Annotated in this window: 22 protein-coding genes; 14 read left to right on the forward strand and 8 right to left on the reverse strand. The window is 57.5% G+C overall.

Annotated features, from left to right (window positions below):
• Positions 1–12: 12 nt before the first annotated feature.
• Positions 13–939, reverse strand: a complete 927-nt coding sequence (locus HALTITAN_RS01035) for a 2-hydroxyacid dehydrogenase (RefSeq protein ID WP_009285983.1) — start codon at positions 937–939, stop codon at positions 13–15.
• 284 nt (positions 940–1,223) lie between these two features.
• On the opposite strand from HALTITAN_RS01035, the gene HALTITAN_RS01040 reads away from it, so the two are divergent.
• The 3 genes from HALTITAN_RS01040 (at position 1,224) to HALTITAN_RS01050 (ending at position 3,746) form a co-directional block, all read left to right on the forward strand.
• Entirely contained in the window at positions 1,224–2,516 is a 1,293-nt protein-coding gene (locus tag HALTITAN_RS01040) for an aspartate aminotransferase family protein (RefSeq protein WP_009285984.1), read from the forward strand.
• Positions 2,517–2,547: 31 nt separating this feature from the next.
• Positions 2,548–3,192 carry a hypothetical protein gene (locus HALTITAN_RS24400; protein ID WP_051051773.1) on the forward strand — a complete coding sequence of 215 codons (645 nt, stop codon included), beginning with the start codon at positions 2,548–2,550 and terminating at the stop codon, positions 3,190–3,192.
• Between the two features lie 65 nt (positions 3,193–3,257).
• A complete protein-coding gene (locus HALTITAN_RS01050) occupies positions 3,258–3,746 on the forward strand; it encodes an Lrp/AsnC family transcriptional regulator (RefSeq protein ID WP_039857397.1) in 489 nt (162 codons plus the stop codon).
• Positions 3,747–3,761: 15 nt separating this feature from the next.
• Here the strand turns inward: HALTITAN_RS01050 and HALTITAN_RS01055 are convergent, their stop codons facing one another.
• Positions 3,762–4,655: a LysR substrate-binding domain-containing protein gene (locus HALTITAN_RS01055; protein ID WP_039857398.1), complete on the reverse strand. Its 894-nt coding sequence runs from the start codon at positions 4,653–4,655 to the stop codon at positions 3,762–3,764.
• Between the two features lie 187 nt (positions 4,656–4,842).
• Here HALTITAN_RS01055 and HALTITAN_RS01060 point away from each other — a divergent pair, with 187 nt between their 5' ends.
• A complete protein-coding gene (locus tag HALTITAN_RS01060) occupies positions 4,843–5,178 on the forward strand; it encodes a hypothetical protein (protein WP_039857399.1) in 336 nt (111 codons plus the stop codon).
• 108 nt (positions 5,179–5,286) lie between these two features.
• Here HALTITAN_RS01060 and HALTITAN_RS01065 read toward each other — a convergent pair whose 3' ends face one another.
• A complete protein-coding gene (locus tag HALTITAN_RS01065; RefSeq protein ID WP_039857400.1) occupies positions 5,287–7,422 on the reverse strand; it encodes a PhoX family protein in 2,136 nt (711 codons plus the stop codon).
• 193 nt (positions 7,423–7,615) lie between these two features.
• Between HALTITAN_RS01065 and hemP the strand changes: the two genes are divergently transcribed.
• The 7 genes from hemP to HALTITAN_RS01100 all read left to right on the forward strand — a co-directional run bounded on the left by hemP (position 7,616) and on the right by HALTITAN_RS01100 (position 14,179).
• On the forward strand, positions 7,616–7,798 hold the full coding sequence (gene hemP / locus HALTITAN_RS01070) for a hemin uptake protein HemP (protein ID WP_022521613.1): 183 nt from the start codon (positions 7,616–7,618) through the stop codon (positions 7,796–7,798).
• Between the two features lie 119 nt (positions 7,799–7,917).
• A complete protein-coding gene (locus HALTITAN_RS01075) occupies positions 7,918–9,894 on the forward strand; it encodes a TonB-dependent receptor domain-containing protein (protein ID WP_009285986.1) in 1,977 nt (658 codons plus the stop codon).
• Between the two features lie 31 nt (positions 9,895–9,925).
• Positions 9,926–10,981 carry a ChuX/HutX family heme-like substrate-binding protein gene (locus HALTITAN_RS01080; RefSeq protein WP_039857403.1) on the forward strand — a complete coding sequence of 352 codons (1,056 nt, stop codon included), beginning with the start codon at positions 9,926–9,928 and terminating at the stop codon, positions 10,979–10,981.
• Positions 10,978–11,901, forward strand: coding sequence for a heme/hemin ABC transporter substrate-binding protein (locus HALTITAN_RS01085; protein WP_051051775.1), 924 nt, complete (start codon positions 10,978–10,980; stop codon positions 11,899–11,901). The genes HALTITAN_RS01080 and HALTITAN_RS01085 overlap by 4 nt, the downstream gene beginning before the upstream one ends.
• Positions 11,898–12,938: a FecCD family ABC transporter permease gene (locus HALTITAN_RS01090; RefSeq protein WP_051051776.1), complete on the forward strand. Its 1,041-nt coding sequence runs from the start codon at positions 11,898–11,900 to the stop codon at positions 12,936–12,938. The genes HALTITAN_RS01085 and HALTITAN_RS01090 overlap by 4 nt, the downstream gene beginning before the upstream one ends.
• Positions 12,932–13,693: an ATP-binding cassette domain-containing protein gene (locus tag HALTITAN_RS01095; RefSeq protein WP_039857406.1), complete on the forward strand. Its 762-nt coding sequence runs from the start codon at positions 12,932–12,934 to the stop codon at positions 13,691–13,693. Before HALTITAN_RS01090 ends, HALTITAN_RS01095 begins: the two co-directional genes overlap by 7 nt.
• A gap of 111 nt (positions 13,694–13,804) precedes the next feature.
• Complete coding sequence (locus HALTITAN_RS01100) at positions 13,805–14,179, forward strand: YbaN family protein (RefSeq protein ID WP_039857407.1); 375 nt, start codon at positions 13,805–13,807, stop codon at positions 14,177–14,179.
• A 7-nt stretch (positions 14,180–14,186) separates the two neighbouring features.
• Here the strand turns inward: HALTITAN_RS01100 and HALTITAN_RS01105 are convergent, their stop codons facing one another.
• Positions 14,187–14,693 carry an Lrp/AsnC family transcriptional regulator gene (locus HALTITAN_RS01105; protein ID WP_039857409.1) on the reverse strand — a complete coding sequence of 169 codons (507 nt, stop codon included), beginning with the start codon at positions 14,691–14,693 and terminating at the stop codon, positions 14,187–14,189.
• 203 nt (positions 14,694–14,896) lie between these two features.
• Here HALTITAN_RS01105 and HALTITAN_RS01110 point away from each other — a divergent pair, with 203 nt between their 5' ends.
• The 3 genes from HALTITAN_RS01110 to mgtE all read left to right on the forward strand — a co-directional run bounded on the left by HALTITAN_RS01110 (position 14,897) and on the right by mgtE (position 17,655).
• Positions 14,897–15,913 (forward strand): 1-aminocyclopropane-1-carboxylate deaminase, encoded by a 1,017-nt coding sequence (locus tag HALTITAN_RS01110; RefSeq protein ID WP_009285987.1) that lies wholly within the window; start codon positions 14,897–14,899, stop codon positions 15,911–15,913.
• Positions 15,914–16,036: 123 nt separating this feature from the next.
• On the forward strand, positions 16,037–16,183 hold the full coding sequence (locus HALTITAN_RS25700) for a hypothetical protein (RefSeq protein ID WP_169331544.1): 147 nt from the start codon (positions 16,037–16,039) through the stop codon (positions 16,181–16,183).
• A gap of 116 nt (positions 16,184–16,299) precedes the next feature.
• Positions 16,300–17,655: a magnesium transporter gene (gene mgtE / locus HALTITAN_RS01115; RefSeq protein ID WP_009285988.1), complete on the forward strand. Its 1,356-nt coding sequence runs from the start codon at positions 16,300–16,302 to the stop codon at positions 17,653–17,655.
• Positions 17,656–17,722: 67 nt separating this feature from the next.
• On the opposite strand, the gene HALTITAN_RS01120 is transcribed toward mgtE, so the two are convergent.
• The 4 genes from HALTITAN_RS01120 to iolD form a co-directional block, all read right to left on the reverse strand.
• A complete protein-coding gene (locus tag HALTITAN_RS01120; RefSeq protein WP_039857411.1) occupies positions 17,723–18,844 on the reverse strand; it encodes a Gfo/Idh/MocA family protein in 1,122 nt (373 codons plus the stop codon).
• Positions 18,845–18,919: 75 nt separating this feature from the next.
• On the reverse strand, positions 18,920–20,422 hold the full coding sequence (locus HALTITAN_RS01125; RefSeq protein WP_009285989.1) for a CoA-acylating methylmalonate-semialdehyde dehydrogenase: 1,503 nt from the start codon (positions 20,420–20,422) through the stop codon (positions 18,920–18,922).
• A 28-nt stretch (positions 20,423–20,450) separates the two neighbouring features.
• On the reverse strand, positions 20,451–21,353 hold the full coding sequence (iolE, locus tag HALTITAN_RS01130; protein ID WP_039857413.1) for a myo-inosose-2 dehydratase: 903 nt from the start codon (positions 21,351–21,353) through the stop codon (positions 20,451–20,453).
• 31 nt (positions 21,354–21,384) lie between these two features.
• Entirely contained in the window at positions 21,385–23,232 is a 1,848-nt protein-coding gene (iolD, locus tag HALTITAN_RS01135) for a 3D-(3,5/4)-trihydroxycyclohexane-1,2-dione acylhydrolase (decyclizing) (RefSeq protein WP_039857414.1), read from the reverse strand.

The following is a 23,232-nucleotide window of genomic DNA, read 5'->3' on the forward strand; positions in this document are numbered from 1 at the left end:
TTCTCTTCTCCCTTAGTAACCACGCTGAGGATCAACACGGCCAATCATTGGCTCCCCGCGTTGATGACGACGCAGATTGTCCAGCAGTACTGGAAAAGCGCTATCCGGCTGCGTCATCGCGGCCACGTGGGGAGTCAGCAAAATGCGTTCGTCTTGCCAGAAAGGGTGATCGTCGGCGGGCGGCTCTTCACTCAACACATCCAATACCGCCGCACTCAAATGCCCATCGTCGAGCGCTTGAGTCAGGTCGTGGTCAACCAAGTGCTCGCCACGGCCAATATTGATCAAGGCCGCACCTTCAGGCAGGCGCGCAAAAAGGTCGCTGTTGAGAATCCCCCGGGTGGCATCGGTCAGCGGCAGCACACAAATAAGGATATCACTCGAAGAGAGAAACTCATCCAGCTCGGCCTCACCATGATAACAGGCAACATCTTGCACCTGTCGCGATGAGCGAGCCCAGCCACTAACAGCGAAACCATAGCCTGCGAAATGCGAGGCAATCGTACTGCCCAATTGGCCTAAACCCAGGACTCCGATACGCCGCTGAGCCGCAGGCACTAACATATGCGCCTGCCACTGCCCCTCGCGCTGTTGGCGTACATAGTCGCCCATGCGGCGGTGCAGCCACAGTGTTGCGAAGGTGGCGTACTCAATCATTCCGCTCTCAATGGCAGGGTCGAGCATACGCACGACCGGCAGCTCTGGAGGCAGTGCATCAAAATCAAACTGATCGACCCCCGCGGAAGTGGCAAATAGCACTTCAAGGGATGGTAGGGAATCCATGATATTTTCCGGAGGCTGCCACGCTAACAAATAGCGAATCTCCTTAGGGTCGCCAATATCGGGCCATTGGCGGAACTCAATATCAGGTGCATGTTGGGCAAAAAGCGCTTTCCACCGAGCCCCCCGCACCGGGTCAGATTTATATAGCAGTGCCATCGCATCGTGTCCTTAAGCTAAAACTTCATCCTACGGTGGTCTGAGAGGCAGCGGATACCGTTTTGGCGGTTATGAAGAAAAGCGCTGCGCCTAAATCCGCGCTTTAGACGCAGATTACACTGCCCTCGCCATGACAGTGAATCATGCTGCACAAGCTAGCAAATACGAATGATTACGCGGTTACCAACGCCAAGCCAAGCGTATCTAGCTTGCTAACAGCGGTAAGCTCAAAACGTCAGCACACCACAACATGACAATCGTGACTACGTTTAAGGAGCCCGCAGATGAATAATGACGCCAACACTTCCCACTCCCTGTTAAGCCAGCGCGAGCAGTGCATTCCCCGCGGCGTGGTGAATGCCCATCCTATCGTAATTTCCCATGCCCGCGGCAGCGAAGTCTTTGACGTCGACGGCAATCGCTATTTGGATTTCGTGGGGGGTATCGGCGTACTCAATGTCGGCCACAATCACCCACGGGTGGTGGCGGCGATTCAGGCCCAGGTGGAACGTATTTCCCACATGAGTTTCCAGGTGGCTGCCTACCCTGGCTATATAGAACTGGCTAGCCAACTGGCCCAGTTGGTCGGCGGTGACAACGCCTACCAAAGCGTGCTCTTTACCTCCGGCGCTGAAGCGGTGGAGAACGCCATCAAAATTGCCCGCTCCTACACCGGGCGCCCCAACGTGATTGCCTTTCGCGGTGGCTTTCATGGACGCACGCTACTGGGCACTACCCTTACCGGCATGAGCCAACCCTATCGACAAAATTTTGGCCCTTTTGCCCCCGCGATACACCACATCAGCTACCCGGATGCATTGCGAGGCGTGAGTAGTGAGGATGTGCTTGCCGAGTTGGATACGCTGTTCGCCACTGAAGTCGTTCCCGACCAGGTCGCCGCTATCCTGATCGAGCCGGTACAGGGTGATGGCGGCTTCCTGCCTGCGCCGGTCGAGTTTATGCAGGCACTTCGCGCATTGACTGAACGCCACGGCATTGTACTCATCGCCGATGAAATTCAGACCGGCTTTGGACGTACGGGCAGGATGTTTGGCTTTGAACACAGCAATATTCTGCCCGACTTAGTCACTGTCGCTAAAAGCCTGGGAGGAGGCTTGCCAATCTCAGGAGTCGTTGGACATACCGAGATTATGCAATCTCCCTCACCTGGTGGGCTTGGGGGCACCTATGGAGGCAGTGCGCTGAGCTGCGCGGCGGCACTGGCGGTGCTGGATATTTTTGCCGATGAGCAACTGCTTGAACGTGGTATAGCCATGGGGAAACGTCTGGAAACAGGACTGCGTCGCCTGCAAACAAAGCATTCAGTGATTGCCGAGGTACGCGGGCAAGGCCCGATGCTTGCCATTGAGCTTCTCAAAGGCCCGCAGGCCACACCGGAGGATGCCGCACTGGTGCAACAGGTCATCGATAACTGCCGTGGAGCGGGTTTGCTGGTGATTAAGTGCGGTGTTTACCGCAATGTCATTCGCTTCTTGGCACCGCTGAATACAAGCGACCAACAAACCGACGAAGCACTGGAGATCCTAGACAAAGCATTATCCAGCGCCACGCACTAGTTAATCGCAATAGCCAGGAGAACAGGACGTCATGCAACTGACCGACTATACGACGCTATGCATGGATGCCCATGGCGTTCTGATTGATCGCGATAGAGACATTGTGCGGGGCCTATCGCCACTGTTAGCGATGATGCCCGACCCGCCACCAAAGGAGCAGGTATTAGCAGACTATGTGCATGCGCTGCATGAACTAACGGATGAGCAGATGGGCGCCGTTTCGGCGCACTGCACTGTCTACCGCGCACTGGCCAACCGCTGGGGACTAGAGGCGGATTGGCAAGAAGGGATTGAATTCGCCAGTTCGTTAGGTTTTGGCTCACTTTATGAAGATGCGCCTGGCGCTATTCACTATCTGCGCAAGTTCTATCAGCTCAGAGTAGTCACTTCCCTAAATGAGCAGGAGTTCTTGGCTTTTAACCAGCGTATTGGGCTTTCAGCCATTGAGCGACAAACCACCGGTAGCTTTGTGGCCGCTCGCTCCAAGCTTCGAGAGATGGAGGCGGATAAACACGTATTGCTCTTAACGGCTGGCCCCGCATCAGTTAATAGCCGTGGGGGGCATTGCCGCATCACTCGCAATGCCAAAGCCGACCAGCCCCATAAGCAGTCGTGTATCTCACTCAGCGATTTTATTTATCAGCATCAACTTGCTCTACGCGGCGAATTGCTTTAGACAAAGGTAGCAAACTAAATCAACGGGGCGTCTTTTACCGCCCTCTAACAAATAAAGGACTTTGCATGGTGGCTAGCGTTCGCCTTGATCGTATCGACATCAATATTCTCGTTCAGCTTCAAGCAGATGGCAGAATGACTAACGTTCATTTGGCCGATGCTGTCGGTCTATCGCCTAGTCCCTGCCTACAGCGAGTCAAACGATTGGAAGCCGCTGGTTATATCACTTCGTTTCAAGCCCGACTCAATCTATCGAAAATGATGGAAAGCGTTACCGTCTTTACGGAGGTCACCCTGTCAGATCACCATCGAGAAGACTTTCTACGCTTTGAACAAAAAATTCGTCAGGTCGATGAAGTCATGGAGTGCCACCTTATCAGCGGCGGTTATGACTATTTACTGCGCTTTATAGCGCGCAGCATTGCCCATTACCAACGAGTGATGGAGGCACTCATCGAGGACGAAATCGGCATTGAAAAGTACTTCAGCTATATCGTTATCAAGACCCCTATCAATAAAGAACAACTCCCGCTTCGTACCTTAATGGAGGGTTAACCTAGAGCGTTACCTTCACCCCTCACGAAACGCCTCCACCACCCGCTCAGCCAGCACCTCACTGGCGTCGCCACTACCCACTCGCTTGACGAGAGATACCTGGTAGTCACCCAGCGGCGGTAGTGAATCATTACTTAGTCGTTTGAGCGGCGGGCGGATCAAGCTTTTAGGGAAAGCCGTCACGGCCAAATCGGCCTGCATGGCCGCTTCCTGCCCGGCACAGTGGTCGCAGGAGTAAGCGATTCGGTAAGCAATCCCCGCTTGATCAAGGGCATTAAGGGTAATTCTGCGCCACGCACACCCCTGCTGGGCCAGGGTCACAGGCAGTGGCGTTCGCTGCACGGCAACGCCATCCTCACGGCCCGCCCACACTAGCGGTTCGCTGTGGACGATCTCTCCCCGCGTCGCCTGACCAGGCCCTCCAGCCATCACCAAGGCAAGATCAAGCTCGCCCTCGTCCAACCTGGCGAGCAGGTCTTTGCTGCGTCCCACCTCGACATCAACCTGCACCGCCGGGTGCGAGCGAGCAAACTGGGCGAGTACCGTGGGTAAAATACGCCCTACCACGTCGTCCGTTATCCCCAGCCCTACACGCCCCTCTATGGTAGGGGCTAAAAACTGGGTCACGGCTTCTGCATTGAGTTTCAGTAGCCGCCGCCCATAACCCAGCAGCACTTCCCCCTCAGCAGTCAGGCGTACGTGCCGCGCCTCGCGGACAAACAGCGTCTGGCCGAGGATCTCTTCCAGGCGTTTGATCTGCATGCTTAGCGCGGAAGGGGTACGAAACAGCTGCTGGGCGGCGCGGGTGAAGCTGCCGCTCTCCGCAATTGTCACAAAGGTGCGCAGCACCTCGCTATCCAGTAGCGGTAAGGCAACCCGGCTGGGAGCCATGGTCGATAGTTGATTCATTCCGCCCACCTTTCAGAAAAACTTAACACTCAGTGTAGATCTTTTCGTTTGATTGATCCAAGGCAAAGTACCAAGCTGATAACCAGAGGTCGCGACCCTCCCACTTATTAATCACTGATCACAGCTGCCCAGTTAGCGCCCAGGCGCCGCTTACTGTACAGCCGTTGTGAATAAAAGGAGGTGCGCGATGAAGTGTGAATGCCCAGCCCAACATGCCCATAACGCCTGGGAAAAAGCTCGCCAATTGGCGCCGCCACCCAAGCCACCAGCACTGCATTTTTACATGCCTGCCATGCCGTCGATGCGGCTAATTCGTGCGCTTGATATGGCCTGGTGGCGTTACCGGCGGCGTTGGCTTTTCCGCCGCCATATACTGCCGCTACTAGCCTACGATGACCACGTACTGTTGGATATTGGCCATTGTCGAGAAGATATTCTCTGGGCCAACCAGCTCCCATTGAAGGTCGATGCCATTCACGCGCTAGAAGCCCGGCAGAAAAAGCGGCAAGTTCAGCAGGCCTAGAATCAAAAAAGCTTCGAACCTCTCCCAGGTTCGAAGCTTTTAATGAAGCCCTTAATAGCGTTTTAAGCATCTCATATAGTTACTAAGCTTTGTGCTCAACGCCTGCTTTTAAACTCCTATCGGCCCGCCATCGCGTTTCTGAATAACAACGGTTGACGCCCGAGGGCGTACTTGGCCGCTGGCTGCAACAGTGGCGTCTTGCACTAGCTCACTACCATCCGCGGGCCAGTTACCCGGGTGCTGAATGTTAATAAACAGCGCGGTTTTATCCGGCGTGGCAAAAATACCTGTCACTTCGCAGCCGTTCGGCCCTACCGCAAAGCGCTTCAGCTGCTGCTGGTTGCTGCTGTTAATTACCGGGCCGGTGCCTTGAATATCGTCGAGCCCGTTAGGTACCACGGCAAGCAGTTGGTCGTTGGTGTACTCGGTTACTCCATCATAACCGTTATCGGTTTGGATCCAGAGGATACCCTGACCGTCCTCTCGCTCGTCGAACCAGAGCCCATCGGGGCTGGCGAACTGATTCATTTCTGTCAGGCCCGAGTGATTATCGGCATCGTCAGCGGCCGCGCCAAACACAAACACTTCCCAAGTAAAGGCGTTGGGCAACCGGCTTTCGCGCCAGCGAATAATATGCCCTGCTTCGTTATTGGCGCGAGGGTTGGCGGCATTGGTGGGCGCTAAATCGTAACCAACACCTACTTGTTCCAGATGCTCACCGTCATTAGTGTAAGTTGGGGTTGTCTCTTCAGCGGTACGCTGAGTGTTATTGGTTAGGGTGAGATACACCTCGCCGGAAGCAGGATCGACGGAAGCCCACTCAGGGCGGTCCATTGGCGTGGCACCCAACAAATCCGCTGCATCGCAGGTGTTGATGATGATACCTGCCGCATCGTCGTCGGCTAGCCCCAACGCCGCCGCCAGCGTGCGGCCATCGCGCGTTTGAGCACTAGGCGTTAGCGGTAGCCACTCACCGCTGCCATCGGCATGGAAACGAGCCACATAGAGGGTGCCGTTATCCAAATATTTGTTGCCAATGGCAAGACGATCATACTCTTCCCCTGGACGGTTGGCATCGGCGGGATCCCAGGCAGCATCAGAAACATATTTATATACGTACTCGTTGCGGGAATCGTGCCCCGAGTAGTAAACCACTGGCTGACCGGCTTCCAGCTTGCCTAACCAACACCCTTCATGGCGGAAACGGCCAAGTGCCGTACGCTTAACCGCCAATGCATCACTATAGGGGTCGACCTCCACCTGGTAGCCGAACGTGCGTGCTTCGTTGCGATAATCATCTTCAGCACGCTCGCCGCGCGGGGTAATGTCGAAGCGAGCAAATTCGTCATTCTGTTCAGAGGCGTCTCCCGCCGAAGTATCCCAACCATAGCGGCTTTTAGCGGTGGGAATACCAATCCGCGCGTCGTCCTGGAAGCGTTCGCCATGATTAACGAACACATTGGGCCAGTTCTCTTCACAGGCAATATAGGTGCCCCAGGGCGTTACCCCGTTACCACAGTTATTGTTGGTACCACGGGTTTGGGTACCCTCAGGCGAAAAGCGCGTTTTGACGTAGTCACTGCCCGCCACTGGCCCGGAAAGTTCCATCACCGTCGCACTGGTGAGGCGACGGTTATAACGCGAACCCGGCACATGCGTCCATTGGCCGCTGGCGTTCTTTTCGACCTCAACAAGGGTGACACCGTGAGCGTTGATCTCAGTGCGCGACTCAGCTGCTGGCCGCTGGCCCTCATCCGCATTAGTGGGGCCTCCTTGGGGCGCCCATAGCGCTGCTTGGTCGATATACTCATTGTTGAGCGCCAGCACAAAACGGCGCGAGGCGTTGTCGGTATCCAGGGCAAAACCGGCCATGCCGTCATGGTGCATGCCCACACTCTCCGCCTGACGCTCAGCGGTCATCGGCTGTTCAGGCTGCCAAGTAACATTTTGGTTCAGCGGCGTGCCCCACGGCACCAAGACTTGGGCCACATAACCTTCCGGCACCACCACGGCATCGGTGCGGGATCCGTGAACCGCCTCAAACGCCAGTGTCAGGGGTGTTTTTTGGTTGCTGCTTGAGGCAAGCGCTTGAGCAGCACCACCAAAACTAAGCATCGAGGCAGCCGCCATGCTCAAACCACCGCGCATCACATCACGCCGGGATACATGGCGCGCCAATACTTCCGCGAAAGGTTGGTTGCCGCTGTGGTTAAGCAGGCGATGATCTTCGATCTCTTTACTCATTTTGGTCTCCCCCTGATCGTTTGTAGGTCAACGATTGAACGTTAGGAGACACTAAAGAAGCTTAATGACAGCACGATGACGGAGCGCCTGCATTTATATGAAGAAAGGTCGAATGCTAGGACCTGTTGAGGAATGCCTGCAACTCTGCTAAATTAACGCTAATAGTTATCATTAACATAGGAGTTACTCTCTCATGCAGTTACCCGCTAAGGGCACTGGCCAGGGAGATACGTCGGCCTCGACGACCCGCGAGGTGGCCCACGAGGTGAATAGCAGAGAATTACTTGGCAACTCAGATCAATTGGTTATCCACCATGAACAGCGCCGCTATGTGTTGCGCCGTACTAAAAGCGGCAAGTTAATTCTTAACGCCTAAAGCTCTTAATATTTCAGCCCCTGATTAATTTAAAGACTTATACAGCAAAGCCAGCCAGGTAGCCCATCGCACCCAGCCAGCGACCTCTTCCACTTATCCCTGTTGGAAATCTCTGGCTTATGAACCACACACGCGCTTTTGGTGGCCTCTTTTTAACGCTGCTTCCACTGTTAACCGCCCAAGCAGACGACGCCGAGCTTAACCCAGTGACGGTCACCGGCACCCGGGCGCCTACTGACCTTTCCCGGGCACCGCTGATTATCGATATTATTGATCGCGATGACGCTGTGCTGGCCACCGCCAGCCGGGTTGAAGACGTACTTAGCCGCCAACCCGGCCTGCATGTGGCTGGCCAAGGGCGCCGAAATGGCCAAACCTTAAGTATGCGCGGCTTTGGCAGCAAAGGGGTGCTGGTGCGTTTGGATGGCGTTCGTCAGGATATCTCCACCGGCCACATCGGTAACTTCTTTCTCGACCCTGGCTTGATTCAAGAAGTACAGATAGCACGCGGTGCGCTCTCCAGCTTGTACGGCAGCAATGCCATGGGCGGTGTCGTCAGCTTCACCAGTGTGAATGCCAACGACCTGCTTGCCCCCGGCGAAGATAGCGGCGTACGCCTTTCCGTAGGCGGTGCGACGGCCAGCGACGAAATGCGGGGGAGCCTGACTGGCTTCGGCCGCCGCAATACCGCCAACGGCCTGGTGGATGGCCTGTTTTCAATCGGCCGCAGTGAATCCGGCGATATTCGCCGCGCCGGGGGCGATGAAGCCGAAGAGGATGCAACGCTCAATAGTCTGCTGCTAAAAGGCGGTTGGGAGCCAAACGACGACCAGCGGGTATTTATCAGCTGGCAGCACTACGACGAACGCGCCACCCAGCCCGCCAACCCACAACAGCTTTCAACCGATGCCAGCAATCCGCTGCGCGACCGCGATGTGGAAAGCAACAACGTCCAGTTGGGCCACCGCTGGCAGCCCAGCGCTGCCACCGAAGTCACTTCGCAGCTTACCTTTAGCCAGCAGGATATCGACGAGCCCGAGGCCAACCGCACCCTAGAGCGCGTCGGGCTTCAGAGCGACGGCTTCCACACTATGGATCACGGCTGGCTCTCGCAAACGCTGGTGTTCGGTGCCGAACTGGAGCAGGCCCGCCAACGGCCAAGTGGCGATGCCAATGGCTTTCCTAAAGCCGATATCGATACCCAGTCAGCCTATCTCGACACTACTCTTACCGCTGGGCGCTATTTAGCCGATGGCGGCGCCGGGCAGTTTGATATTGGCCTGGGAGCCCGCTACGACCGTTACGACGCCAGCGGCCAAAATGAATCCGATAGCGTCCACGACCAAGTGTCACCGCGCTTTCGTCTTGCCTGGCGGCCCGATGACGCCTTGATGCTGTTTTCGGGCTACGCTGAGGCCTTCCGCGCTCCTAGCCTATCCGAGCTTTACGCCAACGAGCGCCACTTTGCCGGTTTCTGCGCCGGGCCAGCCTTCTGCACACCGGACAATTACTGGATTCCCAACCCTAGTCTCTCGCCTGAATCTAGCCACACCTGGGAAAGCGGCGTGGTCTGGCATCAGGGCGACTGGCAGGTTCGTGCCAGCTACTTCGATACTCGCGCCGACGATTTTATCGACACCCACGTCGACATCATGGCGGGCACCACCCAGGCAGTGAACGTTCAGCGCGCCCAGCTGTGGGGCTATGACGCCCGGGTGACCTGGCAGCCCAGCGCCTTCCCGCTTCTTACAAGCTTTGTGGGTCTTTCGGAAGTCTCCGGTAAAGACCGCGATTCTGGCGAGCCCCTAGGCAGTCAAACACCGTTGGAAGCCACCCTGGGAAGCGAGGTGGTTCTGTATAACAGCGATATCCGCCTGGGCTGGCAAGCGCGTTTTGCCCAATCTTTCGATAAGCAGGGCGATGACGAGCGCCTGCCCGGCTATGGGTTGCACGATGTGCATCTCGCTTGGCAAATCACCCCGGCCGTGGATACCTCGCTGCGCCTTGCCAATATTGGCGACAAGGTGTGGTACCGCCCCGACGGCAGCCTGGGCGATGGGCGCAGCCTGTTCGCCACCCTCAACTGGCAGTGGTAAATCCACGCAGTCAACCCGATAGAGGTGCGTCATGATTACATCCCAACAGATCGCGATTATCGAAGCCTTTGACGCGGCGCGCGCCGCGCAGCCGCGGCTACCTGCGATTGAGATTGCCGAACGCTTATCGATCAGTGAAGGCGAGCTGCAGGCCGCTCGTTTAGGGCGCGACGTATGGACGCTGCCGCTCTCGCCCAGCGATATCGCCGCCTACCTGCCCCAACTGGGGCGGGTTAAAGCGTTGACCCGTTCCCGGCTGGCCGTGCTAGAGCAAACCGGCGACTACCCTGAACTTAGCGGCGGGCCACAAACAGGCCTGTTACTCAACCCAGGTGGCCTGGATCTACGCTTGCTCTATACGAGCTGGCACTGGGCCTGCCTGATTCGTGATTCTATGCCTGCCACCAGTACTCAAGAGGCGCAGTGGCGCTGGAGCCTGCAGATATTCAATCAACATGGCTGCGCCGTTCACAAATGCTTTGCCCTGGAGAACCCACTGCCGCGTCCCTGGGGTGCCTTAGCGGCCTTGGGCACTCGGGATACGCCAGCGTTTACCCAGAGCATGCCTCGCTTGAAGCGCCCACTGCCCGAAGCGCCGACCCTCGCTAGCGAGTGGGGCGCGATGCGCGATGTGCACCAGTTCTTTGCCCTCCTCCAGCGCCATCATCTGGAGCGTATTGAGGCCAACCAGTTAATGGAGGGACGCTATACCCAAACGCTGCCCGTCAATGCCCTGGAAACAGTGCTTCAGCACGCCAGCCTTCGCGCGCTGCCGTTGATGCTGTTTGTCGCTAGCCCCGGCTGCGTGCAGATCCACACCGGCACATTGCCCACCCCTCAACGCGCCCACGGCTGGCTGAATCTATTTGGCGAGCAGTTCACCCTGCACCTTGATGACACTGCGATTGACCAAGTATGGCAAGTCAGCAAGCCCAACCGAGACGGCGGCGTGACCAGCATTGAAGCCTTCGATGCCGAAGGCTCGCTAGTGCTGCAACTTTACGCGGAACGCCAGGAAGGCCGCGTTGAGCGTCGCGAGTGGCGGCAATTGCTGGATGTACTCGGCAGCCAAGAGGCGGTGGCATGAACGCAAAACGCCTGATGCGCCGCTCACTGGCAGTACTGCTGATGGGGTGGCTAACCACCGGGGCCGCATTGGCCAGCGAACGCTGGGTGGTGCTTGGTGGCGATATCGCGGAAACCCTGGCCGCGTTAGATGCCGATATCAATGTCATTGCTCGGGATGACACAGTCGTGCATCCACCCGCCATGGCGGAGCTGCCCTCGGTGGGTTACCTGCGCCAGCTCTCCGCTGAAAGCGTCCTATCGGTTAAACCTGACCAGGTGTTAGCCGCCGGGCACGCAGGCCCCAAGGAAGTGCTGGAGCAGCTAGCGGCTGTCGGTGTCAGCGTAGAGATTATCAACGCCCCACCCTCCCTCAATGCCATTGCCGATAAAGTCCGCGCCGTCGGCCAATTAACTGACCGTCGCGACGCGGCAGGAACCTTGGCAGACACCTTGAACGAGAAACTTGACCGGCTAGCCAACCTGCCCGCCCTACCGACGACCCGCGCGATGTTTATCATGCAGCATAGCGGCTTAACACCCCGGGCGGCGGGCAGCGATACCGCAGCACATAGCGCGCTCGAAGCGGTGGGCCTGGCAAATGCCTTCGCCGAGATGCAGGGCTACCACAGCGTGGGTGCCGAAGCCCTGGCCCGGCAAGCACCGGAGGTTGTGATTGTCTCCGAGCGGGGCTTGGCGGCAATGGGTGGCGAAGCCGCGCTATGGCAGTTACCCGGTATGGCGTTAACCCCCGCAGGCCGAGAGCAGCAGTTGATTGTCATTGATGACCAAGCGCTGCTTGGCTTTGGCCCGCGCACGCCCGATCAGCTACTCACCCTGCACCAGGAAGTTGAAGCGCTATTGGGCGCACCGACTAGCGCCCAGGCTAATTCTGTCCAAAACAGTTCCGTTCAAAACAGCACCGCCCAGCTAAGCCCATGATAGCCATTCTTAACACTGACCGTTTCCGGGTGCGGCTGCCGGTTAGTCGCACTACCCGCGTGCTCGTCGGATTAACCGCTACGCTGCTGCTGGCCTTAGCTTGGGCGGCCGCCTCTGGCGCGCTGGGCATCTCCCCGTGGGAAGTACTCCGCGGCCAAGCCGATCCGCTCAGTATTCAGGTGTGGTGGCAACTGCGACTGCCGCGCTTACTGCTGGGCGTGGCGGTCGGTGCAATGCTTGCCGGTAGCGGCGCCGCCATGCAGGGGCTGTTTCGTAACCCGCTGGCCGACCCCACCCTGCTCGGCCTTGCCAGTGGTGCGGGGCTATTTGTAGCGCTGTGGATTGTGCTCTTTCAAGACAGCGGTGCCAGCAGCCTTTACGGTCAGTTTGCGGCAGGTTTCCTGGGCGCCTTATGCGTCTGTTTGATCGTATTTGGCATTGCCAAGCGCCAGGGCGGCGGCAGTGCCGCTGTGATGACCCTGTTACTGGCTGGTTTGGCCATCAACACCCTAGCCGGGGCTGGCGGTGGGGTTCTAGCCTTTATCGCTAGCGATGAGCAGCTTCGCCAGCTTAGTTTATGGGGCATGGGCACGCTGACTAACGCCCTGTGGCGCACCACGGCGCTCGCCCTGGTACTGATTGCCGCTGCTCTGTGGCTGTTAATGCGTAGCGCTCGTGAACTCGACCTGCTCCAGCTAGGCGAAGCTACCGCGCATGCGGCGGGGCTGGATGCAAGCCGCCTAAAACGCCGGGTAGTGGTCGCTACCTCACTGGGCGTAGGTCTGTGTGTAGCGCTAACGGGAGTGATTGGCTTTTTAGGTCTGCTAGTGCCCCACTGCCTGCGGCTCTGGCTGGGCCCCGGACACCGGCTGCTGCTACCCGCCTCGATGTTAGGCGGCGCGCTGCTGCTGGTCGTCGCTGATACGCTAGCCCGCACCGTCGCTGCCCCGGCGGAGATACCCGTCGGGCTACTCACCAGTCTGCTGGGCGGCCCCTACTTCCTGTACCTACTGATGCGCAGGAACCGAGCATGCTAACGCTCCATCAGGCTGGTTTAATCACCATACCCACTATCGCTCCATTGGATGGCACAATTCGCCCTGGCGAGCTACTTGTCATTGTCGGCCCCAACGGCGCGGGCAAGAGCACGCTACTCAGCATGCTGTCGGGGTTTCGCAACGCCGAGCAGGGCGCGCTACATCTGGATGGCAAACCCTTGCGCGAATGGCCCATCGCCGAACTTGCCAATCGCCGGGCACTGGTCGCCCAACAGGAGCTCCCCGGCTTTGACTGGCAAACCGACGAACTGTTGAGTCTAGGCAGTAACCCGGCCAAATCACTGGTCGCAGCGCTACTCGACGACCTGGATCTAACCCACCTCGCCAAGCGCAGCGTACTCTCGCTTTCCGGTGGCGAACGCCAGCGGGTGATGATCGCACGAGGCGCCTGCCAACTACTCTCAAGGGGCTCTCCCACCGCCAAGGATGGTGGTATTTTATTGCTGGATGAGCCGACCAGTGCCTTGGATATCGGCCAGCAGCAGCGCTTGATGCGGCAACTACGCGGCTGGGCCGCACAGCACCGCATGGCCATTGTTTGCGTGCTCCACGACCTTAATCTCGCCAGCACCTACGCTGACCGGGTATGGTTGCTGCATCAAGGGCAGCGTATTGACCACGGACTACCCAGCCAGGTGCTTAACCCCGCGACCATTGCGAAGATTTACGCAGCCGAACTTCAGCACATTGAGGGCGGCCCCCATGGCAAGCCTCTGCTCGCCCTGGCGCCTTAAGACAGCTTTCAGCAGCCAACGAGTCGAGTGGCAAAGCCCTCATATAAGTCCATACTTATCCATACGTAACGGGCAATATATGCATCACCGTGTGCCAATTGGGGAGCAAGAATGAGACTGATCAGCCTCATGTGGGTCGTGTTGGCAGGGATGAGTTTTAGCATCGGTGTGTTAGGCATTTTCCTGCCCCTGCTGCCGACCACCGTGTTTATGCTAATGGCTGTTTACTGTGCCTCCAAAGGCTCACCGCGCTTTGAGGCCTGGATCCGCTCCCGCCACTATGTCGGGCCACTGCTGGTTACCTGGGAGCAAGAGCGCGCCATCCCCCGGCACGCTAAGTTGGCGGCTGTTAGCATGATAGCGTTGAGTGCTCTGATCACCGCTTGGTCACTCGGCCCTGGCTGGACTCGCTGGGGCGTGATCGCTCTACTGATGCTGATTGCCGTTTGGCTGGCTACTCGGCCAGAGCCTTCGTCTTCTTCTTAACACACGCCTAAACCAGCACCTTATGGGTAGAGACCACCTGTCGCAGCCCCATAAACGAGCGGATCTGGCGCACGCCGGGCAGGTAGAGCAACTGTTCAGCGTGCAACCTGTTGAAGCTTTGGCTGTCCCGGGTGCGTACCAGCATAAAATAATCAAACTCCCCGGTTACTACGTGACACTCCATACAGCCAGATACCTTCTGGGCCGCCTCTTCAAAGGCGGCGAAGGATTCCGGCGTCGAGCGATCCAGTACCACGCCAATCAACACCACCATACCTGCCTGTAGTTGTTCCGGGTCTAAATGCGCCACCACCCGGCTGATTACCCCATCCCGCTTGAGCCTTTCCACCCTGCGTAAGCACGCCGCCGGGCTCAAGCTCACCTGCTCTGCCAGTGCCACATTGGAAAGCGTGGCATCGTCCTGAAGCAGTTTAAGGATACGCCGATCTGTTCGGTCTAGTTCAGCCGCCTGATCATCAGGCCCAGGGCGTGAACGGGAGATTTTTGAGCGCACTATTATTTACCTGATTCATCTATAAACACTATTTAAGACCACATAAAATATGTTTTATCAACTTTTATTGCTTTAAAACAGACAACTTTGCAACACAAAAATCATGGCTAACACTTACTATAAATAGTAGAGAGCACGCCAATTGTTCACAACAACCTTAGCCGCCCTATATCGCACCCAATGTTTTAAAGCTGGAGATTGCTATGAACCTCGAACGCTTCCCACGTTACCCACTCACTTTTGGCCCCTCTCCCATTACGCCGCTCAAGCGGCTAAGCGAACATTTAGGCGGTGAAGTAGAGCTCTACGCCAAGCGTGAAGACTGCAACAGCGGCCTGGCCTTTGGCGGCAACAAGACCCGCAAGCTGGAGTACTTGATTCCTGAGGCACTTGAACAGGGCTGCGATACGCTGGTATCGATTGGTGGTATTCAGTCCAACCAGACCCGGCAAGTGGCAGCAGTGGCCGCCCATCTGGGCATGCAGTGCGTGCTGGTACAGGAGAACTGGGTCAACTACTCCGACGCGGTGTATGACCGCGTGGGCAATATCGAGATGTCACGCATCATGGGCGCCGATGTGCGCTTGGATGACGCGGGGTTCGACATCGGCATTCGCCCCAGCTGGGAGCAGGCCATGGAGGATGTGCGCCAACGGGGCGGTAAGCCCTTCCCGATTCCCGCTGGCTGCTCCGAGCACCCTTACGGCGGCTTAGGCTTTGTGGGCTTTGCCGAAGAGGTACGTCAGCAGGAGAAAGAGCTGGGCTTCACGTTTGACTATATCGTGGTGTGCTCAGTCACCGGCAGCACTCAGGCGGGCATGGTGGTGGGGTTTGCCGCCGATGGCCGTGCCCAGCGAGTGATTGGCATTGACGCCTCTGCCAAGCCTGAGCAAACCCGTGAACAGATCCTGCGCATCGCGCGCAATACGGCTGAATTGGTGGAATTGGAAGGCGGTATTAGCGATGACGATGTCATTTTGGATACCCGCTACGGCGGCCCCGAGTATGGCCTGCCCAACGAAGGCACGCTGGAAGCCATTCGCCTCTGTGCCCGTCTGGAGGGTGTGCTTACCGACCCGGTTTACGAAGGTAAATCCATGCACGGCATGATCGACATGGTGCGCAACGGCGAATTCCCGCCCGGCTCCAAAGTACTCTACGCCCACCTAGGCGGCGTACCTGCGCTGAATGCCTATAGTTTCCTGTTTAGAAATGGATAAGGAGTAAAACACCTGCCTCGAACCGTCTGATCCAGCGCCTCAATAACGCCGACCAGGCGGTTGCTGCTGTACAAATAATGCACACCCTTTAGTCTTGGCGTATAAGATGTTCACGGATACGCCATGTCTTCAACGCTTCCCGCCCACCTCACCCTTGACGAGCTTGTCCAGTACCCAGCACCGCTGGATTTCGCCCACGGCACGCTCACCTGGGCCGACGCCGATGATGAGATGATTGGCACCGACGTACCACCCGTTTCTGCCCAGTAGCGCATGGCCTATGGTGTTCGCGTGGCGTTCAACCATACCTGTCTATAACATTCATAAAGCGAGCCGCCAGGAGTTTGCACTTCTTTAACACTTAGCTTCCAACAAGGACGGACTCTATGCGCGATGATGAAAAGTACACCAATTCCGAAGAGCAGCTACTCCACCTTCAAAATCTGCTAGATGACCCAGACACAACGGCACTAAAAGCGTATTTCTCTGAACTCGACATCTTAGACATCGCGCGAACACTGGAGTCCTTCCCGGCCAAAACGCGAGATTTCCTTTGGGAGTATGTTCCCGACGACTTTATCGGCGAGGTTCTCGCCGAAGTTGACGAAGACATCCGTGCTGACTACATCGAAGACTTATCGGCCAGCGATGTAGAAGAAATTGTTAAAGGCTTGGATGCTCAAGAAGTTGCTGAAGTTTTAGATGTTGCCGATGAAGCCATAAAAACCAGCGTCTACGCTAGCCTAGAGCAAGAGATCCGCGCCCAGGTTGAGAATCTTCACGCCTATGAAGATGACGTGGTTGGCCGCTATATGGATCCCGAGACGGTCAATGTAAAACAGGGCGTGTCGTTAGAGGCCGTGCAGCGCTATATCCGCATCCACCATCTGCTCGACGATGAGTCGCAACAGATCATGATTACGGATAAGGATAAACGCTTACTCGGCACTTTGACCCTGATTGATTTAATCAAGCAACCACAAGAGGCGGTGGTTGATGATTATATGGATGACTTTTTTACTCTAAATGATCAAATGAAAGTCAGTGATGCGGCGGCGTTACTGCGCTCTAAAGAGCTGCACTTTGTGCCCGTGTGCGATAGCGATGGATTATTGGTAGGCCAGCTAAACGCCGCCGACGTACTTGAAATTACCCAAGACGACGCTGACATGACGTTAAAGCATATGTCTGGCGTCAGTAACGAAGAGGAAGTCTTCACACCCGTTTTACGCAGTGCAAAAAGTCGCGGCATTTGGCTGGGCATTAATCTGTTAACGGCTTTTTTAGCGGCCTTCGTTATCGGTCAATTCGAAGCGGCATTAGATCAAATTGTGGCGCTGGCCATTTTGATGCCGGTGGTGGCAAGCATGGGGGGGATCGCTGGGAGTCAAACCCTTACCGTCGTCATACGCGGTTTGGCGCTGGGCCAGCTTGCGGGTAACAATATAAAATGGCTGTATAACAAAGAGATGTGGGTGGGGATGAGTAACGGCTTGGTTTGGGCATTAGTGGTCGGCTTGATTTCCCATCTCTGGTTTGGCGATGCCATGATCACGCTGGTGATCACCCTGGCCATCTTTATCAATATGAGTCTCGCCAACTTATCCGGCGTACTCATCCCCATGGTGTTGAAAAAGCTGCAGATTGACCCCGCGTTATCGGGCGCGGTTATTTTGACGACCGTTACCGATGTGGTTGGCTTTCTTTCATTCTTAGGGCTCGCGACGCTTATTATCCTGTGACTTTTTCTGCCCAGCAGGCGCTTGGGCCTTTATAGAAAGGCCCAAGCGCTTAGTGTAGAAGCAACGGCTATACTGTCACCCACTGCCCCGTCTGATGTGACGTTTCGATAGCCTCTATTAATCGATTAACCCGCGCGGCTTCGCGAAAGTCCGGATAGAGGGGGCGGTTATTGATGATGCCTTCCACCAGATCGCGCACCTCGATAATCTTCTGATCGTTATAGCCCAGACCATGCCCCGGCGCGGGGCTGAAGGCCGCATAGTCGGGATGTTCCGGGCCCGCTAACAGGGTAGTGAACCCTCGCCTGCCGTGGGCATCACCGTGGCGATATAGCTGTAGCTCGCTCATGCGTTCCTGGTCAAAAACAATGGCGCCTTTGGTGCCCGTTAGCGTATAGGCCAAGCCCATTTTGCGGCCTGCCGCCACCCGGGAGGTCTCGATATTACCGATTAACCCCTGGTCAAACCGCAACATGGCCTGGGCCTGGTCGTCGTTTTCTACTGGGGCCATCCCGCTACCGTTAGCATTGGGGCGCGAAGCGATAACGGTCTGTAGCTGGCCGCAAACCTCGTTAATGCGCTGTCCGGTTAAAAACTCGGCCATATTGAGAATATGCGAGCCCACATCGCCTAGCGCACCGGCGCCTGCGGTCGCCCGCTGTGTATGCCAGTCGTGGGGCTTTTGCGGGTCTAGCAGGTAATCCTCGTTGTGCCGCCCACGAAAATGAATCAGCTCACCAATTTCACCGCTAGCGACAATCTGGCGGGCCAACTGGGTAGCGGAATTGCGAATATAGTTAAAGCCCACCAGTGTTTTGACGCCCGCCTTTTCAGCCGCGGCGACCATCTCGTCGGCATCTGCCGCGCTCAGCGCCAGCGGCTTTTCGGCGTAAACATGCTTGCCAGCGGCAATGGCGGCAAGGGCCATCTCTTTATGCAGGAAGTTGGGCGCGCATATATCCACCACATCCACGTCACTGTCTTCCACCAGCGCGCGCCAGTCGTCGGTGGCGCGGGCAAAGCCCCAGGCCCGGGCTCGGCTCTCTGCTGTAGCAAGGTCAGCATCCGCCAGCAGTTCGCAAACGGGTTTAGCGGGCAGCTCAAAAACGCTGGACGCTGCATTAAAGGCGATGGCGTGGGCTTTGCCCATAAAGCCGGTGCCGATTAGGCCAATTTTGAGGGTTTTCATTGTGGTTATCCCTGTTATAAAACAATAACACCGGGCTGGGCCCGGCGTTGATTGGTGTCGTGCCCCGTAGCCTGTTTACATGGTCGGCATGGTGAAGTGGTTGGTCTCTTCACGAATGCCGCTGGGCCAGCGCTGGGTGATGGTTTTCATACGGGTATAGAAACGCACGCCGTCCGGGCCGTGCATATGCAACGGGCCAAACAGCGAGCGCTTCCAGCCGCCGAAGCTGTGGAACGCCATGGGCACCGGAATCGGTACGTTAACGCCGACCATGCCGACCTGGATCTGCTCGCAGTACTGGCGCGCCGCATCGCCATCGCGGGTAAAGATCGCTGTGCCATTGCCGTATTCATGGGCATTGATCATGCTGACCGCTTCGTCGAAGCTGGCCACGCGAGCAATCGCCAGCACTGGGCCAAAAATCTCCTCGGAGTGGATACGCATGCTGGGCGTCACGTGGTCAAACAGGCTACCGCCGATAAAGTAGCCATCGCCTGCGCCATCAATCGTGGTCTGGCGACCGTCTACCACGAGCTCTGCGCCTTCATCCACACCGGTTTGGATATAACCCGCCACTTTTTCGCGGTGCTCGCGGGTGATCAACGGCCCCATATCGTTATCTGGGCCATCGACTAGGCCAGGCCCGACCGTCAGCTTATCCAGTTCAGCCACCAGTTTTTCACGCAGGCGGTTGGCGGTCTCTTCGCCCACCGGTACGGCCACCGAAATCGCCATGCAACGCTCGCCTGCCGAGCCATAGGCCGCGCCCATCAGGGCACCCACGGCCTGATCGAGATCCGCATCAGGCATGATCACCATATGATTTTTGGCGCCGCCCAGGGCCTGAACACGCTTGCCATGGGCTGATGCGGTAGCGTAGATGTACTCGGCAATCGGCGTGGAGCCCACAAAGCTGACCGCCTGAACACGCTCATCGGTGAGCAGCACATCCACCGCCTCTTTATCGCCATTGATAACGTTGAAGACACCATCCGGCAGTCCCGCCTCTTTAAGCAGCTCGGCTAGCCGAAGAGGCGTAGAGGGATCTTTTTCCGAAGGCTTCATGACGAAGGTGTTGCCGCAGGCCAGTGCGATAGGGAACATCCACATGGGCACCATGGCGGGAAAGTTGAACGGCGAGATACCCGCGCACACGCCCAGCGGCTGCATCATCGAGTAGCTATCGACGCCAGTGCCGACGTTCATGGAGTGCTCGCCCTTCTGCAGGTGGGGAATGCCGCAGGCAAACTCGACCACTTCCAGGCCCCGGGTCACTTCGCCTTTGGCGTCAGAAAACACCTTGCCGTGCTCGCTAGAGATCAGTCGCGCCAGCTCATCGGTGTGCTCCTCAACCAGCGCTTTAAACTTAAACAGGATGCGCGAGCGCTTCAGCGGCGAGGTTTTTGACCAGGCGACAAAGGCCTCATCGGCAATGCGCACCGCTTCACGGGTTTCATCAGCGGTGGCCAGCGCCACCTGGGCGCTCTGCTCACCGGTGGCCGGATTATAAACCGGCGAAGTACGTTGGCTCTGACCGGCAGAGAGCTGACCATTAAGATAGTGGGATAGCGTCTTCATACAAGCTCCTGATTAAAAGCGGTGCTGTTTAGCTGGCAACGTCGAAGCCTGCCTGCTCGGCAAGTTGGCGTAGGTTGCGGTAACCCAGGCGGGCGTAAGTCAGCGGATGGGCGACTTCCGGGTCTTGTTCGGCTTCAACCACCAGCCACCCCTGGTATCCCTGTTCGCACAGGTGGGTTAAGGCGGACAGAAAATCCACATTGCCATCCCCCGGCACCGTAAACAGGCCGTCTAGCACGCCGTTTAAAAAGCTTTTGTCGCGGTTACGCACCGAATCCAATACCGGGAAGCGCAGGTCTTTGCAGTGCACATGGTGGATACGCTGGCTGTAGCGTTTGGCGATGGCGAGCGGGTCGCCGCCAGCACCGCGCAAATGACCAAAATCAAGCAGTAGTCCCACGCCTTCGCCGGTGCTATCCATTAAGCGTTCAACGTCGGCCTGGCTTTCGATCACCGTGCCCAAATGGTGGTGATACACCAGTTGAATGCCCTGGGATTTCAGGTAGTCGCCCACCACCTCTAAACCACTCAGCAGGCGCTGCCACTCTTGCTCGGATAGATGCGGACGCTGGGAGAGCGGGCACTCCTGATCACCATGTACACAGTGGGTGACTTCACACAGCACCATCACCTTCGCGCCGCACTCCTTGAGCAGGTTCATGTGATCCTGAATGGCGTCAATCTCTTCTTCAGGCGTGCGCTCCAGCAACTGCGAGGAATACCAGCCCGATACAAGCGCCAAGTCGTGGGCGCTAAGCACCTGATTCAGGGCGTCAGGCGTTCGGGGAAACTTGTTACCTAATTCAAAGCCGCTAAACCCCGCTTCGCGGCCCTCTTTCAAACAGGTTTCCAGTGGTGTTGCGCCGCCCAGGCTGGGCAAGTCGTCGTTCGTCCAGGTGAGCGGGTTGATGCCTAAAGTAACCGTTGGCATAGCGTATTCCTTGTGATTATGTTTGTTGGTATTAATGGCGTTGGCGCTGCTTGGCTTTGCGGTACCCTTGATAGGCTTTATTGACGGCTTCACGCTCGGAAACCTCGGGCACGGCCACCTCCCACCAGGCGCCGCCTTCTTGGGTGCTGGGTAACGGGTCGGTGTCCAGGGCAATCACATAGGTCGAGGTGGCGCTGCGAGCACGCACCAGCGCCTGCTCCAATTCCGCAATACCGGTCACCGATTCAGACTCACAGCCCAACGCTTTGGCGTGAGCGGCAAAATCGGTTTTGGGAGCGCCGGCCTCCACAGTGCGGCAATCTTGCAGCAGGTTGTTGAACCCTGCCCCGCCAGTGGCCTGCTGCAAGCGGTTGATACAGCCATAGCCGCGGTTATCCAACACCACCACAATCAGCTTGTGGCCCAGCATCACCGAGGTTGCCAGCTCCGAGTTGTGCATCAGGTAGCTACCATCGCCCACCATCACCACCACTTCGTTGTCGGGCTTGGCCATCTTGACACCCAGCCCGCCCGCAATTTCATAGCCCATGCAGGAGAAACCGTACTCCACGTGGTAGCTGCCGGGGCCGGAGCATTGCCAGAGCTTATGTAGCTCGCCGGGCAAGCCACCGGCGGCGCATACCACGGTGGTATCGTTGCCTGCCTGACGATTGACCGCACCGATCACCTGGGCATCGGTGGGCAGCGCCAGCCCTTGGTCGGCGGTCACGTTGCGCACTATTTCGGCCCACTCTCGCTTGAGCGTGCCGGTCTGCTCGCGCCATTCATCGCCGCCGCGCCATTCACCCAGCGCCGCGTCGAGCTGGCCCAGCCCGACCAAGGCATCGCAGCTTAGCGGCAGCGCTTGATGCTTCAGGCTGTCGAAGCGGCCAACGTTGAGGGCGATCAGCGTTTTATCGCTGCTTTCAAACAGCGCTCGGGAGCCGGTGGTAAAGTCCTGCAACCGCGTGCCCACCGCCAGAATGACATCCGCCTGCTCCGCCAATTGGTTGGCGGCTGCGCTGCCGGTCACCCCAATGGCACCCACTGCGCAAGGGTGGCTATCGGCCAACGCGCCTTTGCCGGCCTGGGTTTCGGCTACCGGGATGCCCCGCGCTTTAGCAAACTCTGCCAGGGCATCGCAGGCAGCGGCGTAATGCACGCCGCCACCGGCGATAATCAGCGGGCGCTTGGCCTGTTGCAGCGCGGCGATGGTTTGGCGAAGCTCGTAAGCATCCGGTGGCGAGCGGCGAATGCGATGCACCTTGGGAGCAAAAAAGGCCACCGGATAATCGTAGGCAAAGGTTTGCACATCCTGAGGCAGCGCCAGGGTCGCAGGGCCGCAATGCTCCGGGTCAAGCAGGGTGGCTATCGCCTGGGGCAAACTGGTCAGCAGCTGTTCCGGGCGGTTAATGCGGTCGAAGTAGCGCGACACCGGTCGAAAACAGTCGTTGACGCTAATGGTAGGGTCGCCAAAGTGCTCCACCTGCTGGAGTACCGGGTCGGGTTCGCGGGTTGCAAAGGTGTCCCCCGGCAGCAGTAGGATCGGCAAGCGGTTGGCGTGGGCGAGTGCTGCGGCGGTGACCATATTGGTCGCCCCCGGGCCTATCGAGCTGGTCGCGGCCATTAAGCGCTGGCGATTATTGGCTTTGGCAAAGGCAATCGCCGCGTTGGCCATGGCCTGTTCGTTGTGAGCGCGAAAGGTCGGAAGCGTGTCTTGCACGTGGTAGAGCGCTTCACCCATTCCGGCCACATTGCCATGACCAAAAATCGCAAACACGCCTTCAAACAGCGCCACTTCTTGGCCATCCACCTCTATACGTTGTGCAGCAAGGTACTTGACCAACGCCTGGGCCATGGTGAGTCGAATGGTGCTCAT

The organism is Vreelandella titanicae BH1, from assembly GCF_000336575.1.
Lineage (GTDB): Bacteria > Pseudomonadota > Gammaproteobacteria > Pseudomonadales > Halomonadaceae > Vreelandella > Vreelandella titanicae.

Bases quoted from the DNA above. Each gene is read 5' to 3' on its own strand.
- HALTITAN_RS01050 (WP_039857397.1), top strand. From the start codon at position 3,258: ATGGTGGCTAGCGTTCGCCTTGATCGTATCGACATCAATATTCTCGTT.
- hemP (WP_022521613.1), top strand. From the start codon at position 7,616: ATGCAGTTACCCGCTAAGGGCACTGGCCAGGGAGATACGTCGGCCTCG.
- HALTITAN_RS01090 (WP_051051776.1), top strand. From the start codon at position 11,898: ATGATAGCCATTCTTAACACTGACCGTTTCCGGGTGCGGCTGCCGGTT.
- HALTITAN_RS01125 (WP_009285989.1), bottom strand. From the start codon at position 20,422: ATGAAGACGCTATCCCACTATCTTAATGGTCAGCTCTCTGCCGGTCAG.
- HALTITAN_RS01100 (WP_039857407.1), top strand. From the start codon at position 13,805: ATGAGACTGATCAGCCTCATGTGGGTCGTGTTGGCAGGGATGAGTTTT.
- HALTITAN_RS01040 (WP_009285984.1), top strand. From the start codon at position 1,224: ATGAATAATGACGCCAACACTTCCCACTCCCTGTTAAGCCAGCGCGAG.
- HALTITAN_RS25700 (WP_169331544.1), top strand. From the start codon at position 16,037: ATGTCTTCAACGCTTCCCGCCCACCTCACCCTTGACGAGCTTGTCCAG.
- mgtE (WP_009285988.1), top strand. From the start codon at position 16,300: ATGCGCGATGATGAAAAGTACACCAATTCCGAAGAGCAGCTACTCCAC.
- HALTITAN_RS01065 (WP_039857400.1), bottom strand. From the start codon at position 7,422: ATGAGTAAAGAGATCGAAGATCATCGCCTGCTTAACCACAGCGGCAAC.
- HALTITAN_RS24400 (WP_051051773.1), top strand. From the start codon at position 2,548: ATGCAACTGACCGACTATACGACGCTATGCATGGATGCCCATGGCGTT.
- HALTITAN_RS01060 (WP_039857399.1), top strand. From the start codon at position 4,843: ATGAAGTGTGAATGCCCAGCCCAACATGCCCATAACGCCTGGGAAAAA.
- HALTITAN_RS01095 (WP_039857406.1), top strand. From the start codon at position 12,932: ATGCTAACGCTCCATCAGGCTGGTTTAATCACCATACCCACTATCGCT.
- HALTITAN_RS01055 (WP_039857398.1), bottom strand. From the start codon at position 4,655: ATGAATCAACTATCGACCATGGCTCCCAGCCGGGTTGCCTTACCGCTA.
- iolE (WP_039857413.1), bottom strand. From the start codon at position 21,353: ATGCCAACGGTTACTTTAGGCATCAACCCGCTCACCTGGACGAACGAC.
- HALTITAN_RS01110 (WP_009285987.1), top strand. From the start codon at position 14,897: ATGAACCTCGAACGCTTCCCACGTTACCCACTCACTTTTGGCCCCTCT.
- HALTITAN_RS01085 (WP_051051775.1), top strand. From the start codon at position 10,978: ATGAACGCAAAACGCCTGATGCGCCGCTCACTGGCAGTACTGCTGATG.
- iolD (WP_039857414.1), bottom strand. From the start codon at position 23,232: ATGAGCACCATTCGACTCACCATGGCCCAGGCGTTGGTCAAGTACCTT.
- HALTITAN_RS01035 (WP_009285983.1), bottom strand. From the start codon at position 939: ATGGCACTGCTATATAAATCTGACCCGGTGCGGGGGGCTCGGTGGAAA.
- HALTITAN_RS01080 (WP_039857403.1), top strand. From the start codon at position 9,926: ATGATTACATCCCAACAGATCGCGATTATCGAAGCCTTTGACGCGGCG.
- HALTITAN_RS01120 (WP_039857411.1), bottom strand. From the start codon at position 18,844: ATGAAAACCCTCAAAATTGGCCTAATCGGCACCGGCTTTATGGGCAAA.
- HALTITAN_RS01075 (WP_009285986.1), top strand. From the start codon at position 7,918: ATGAACCACACACGCGCTTTTGGTGGCCTCTTTTTAACGCTGCTTCCA.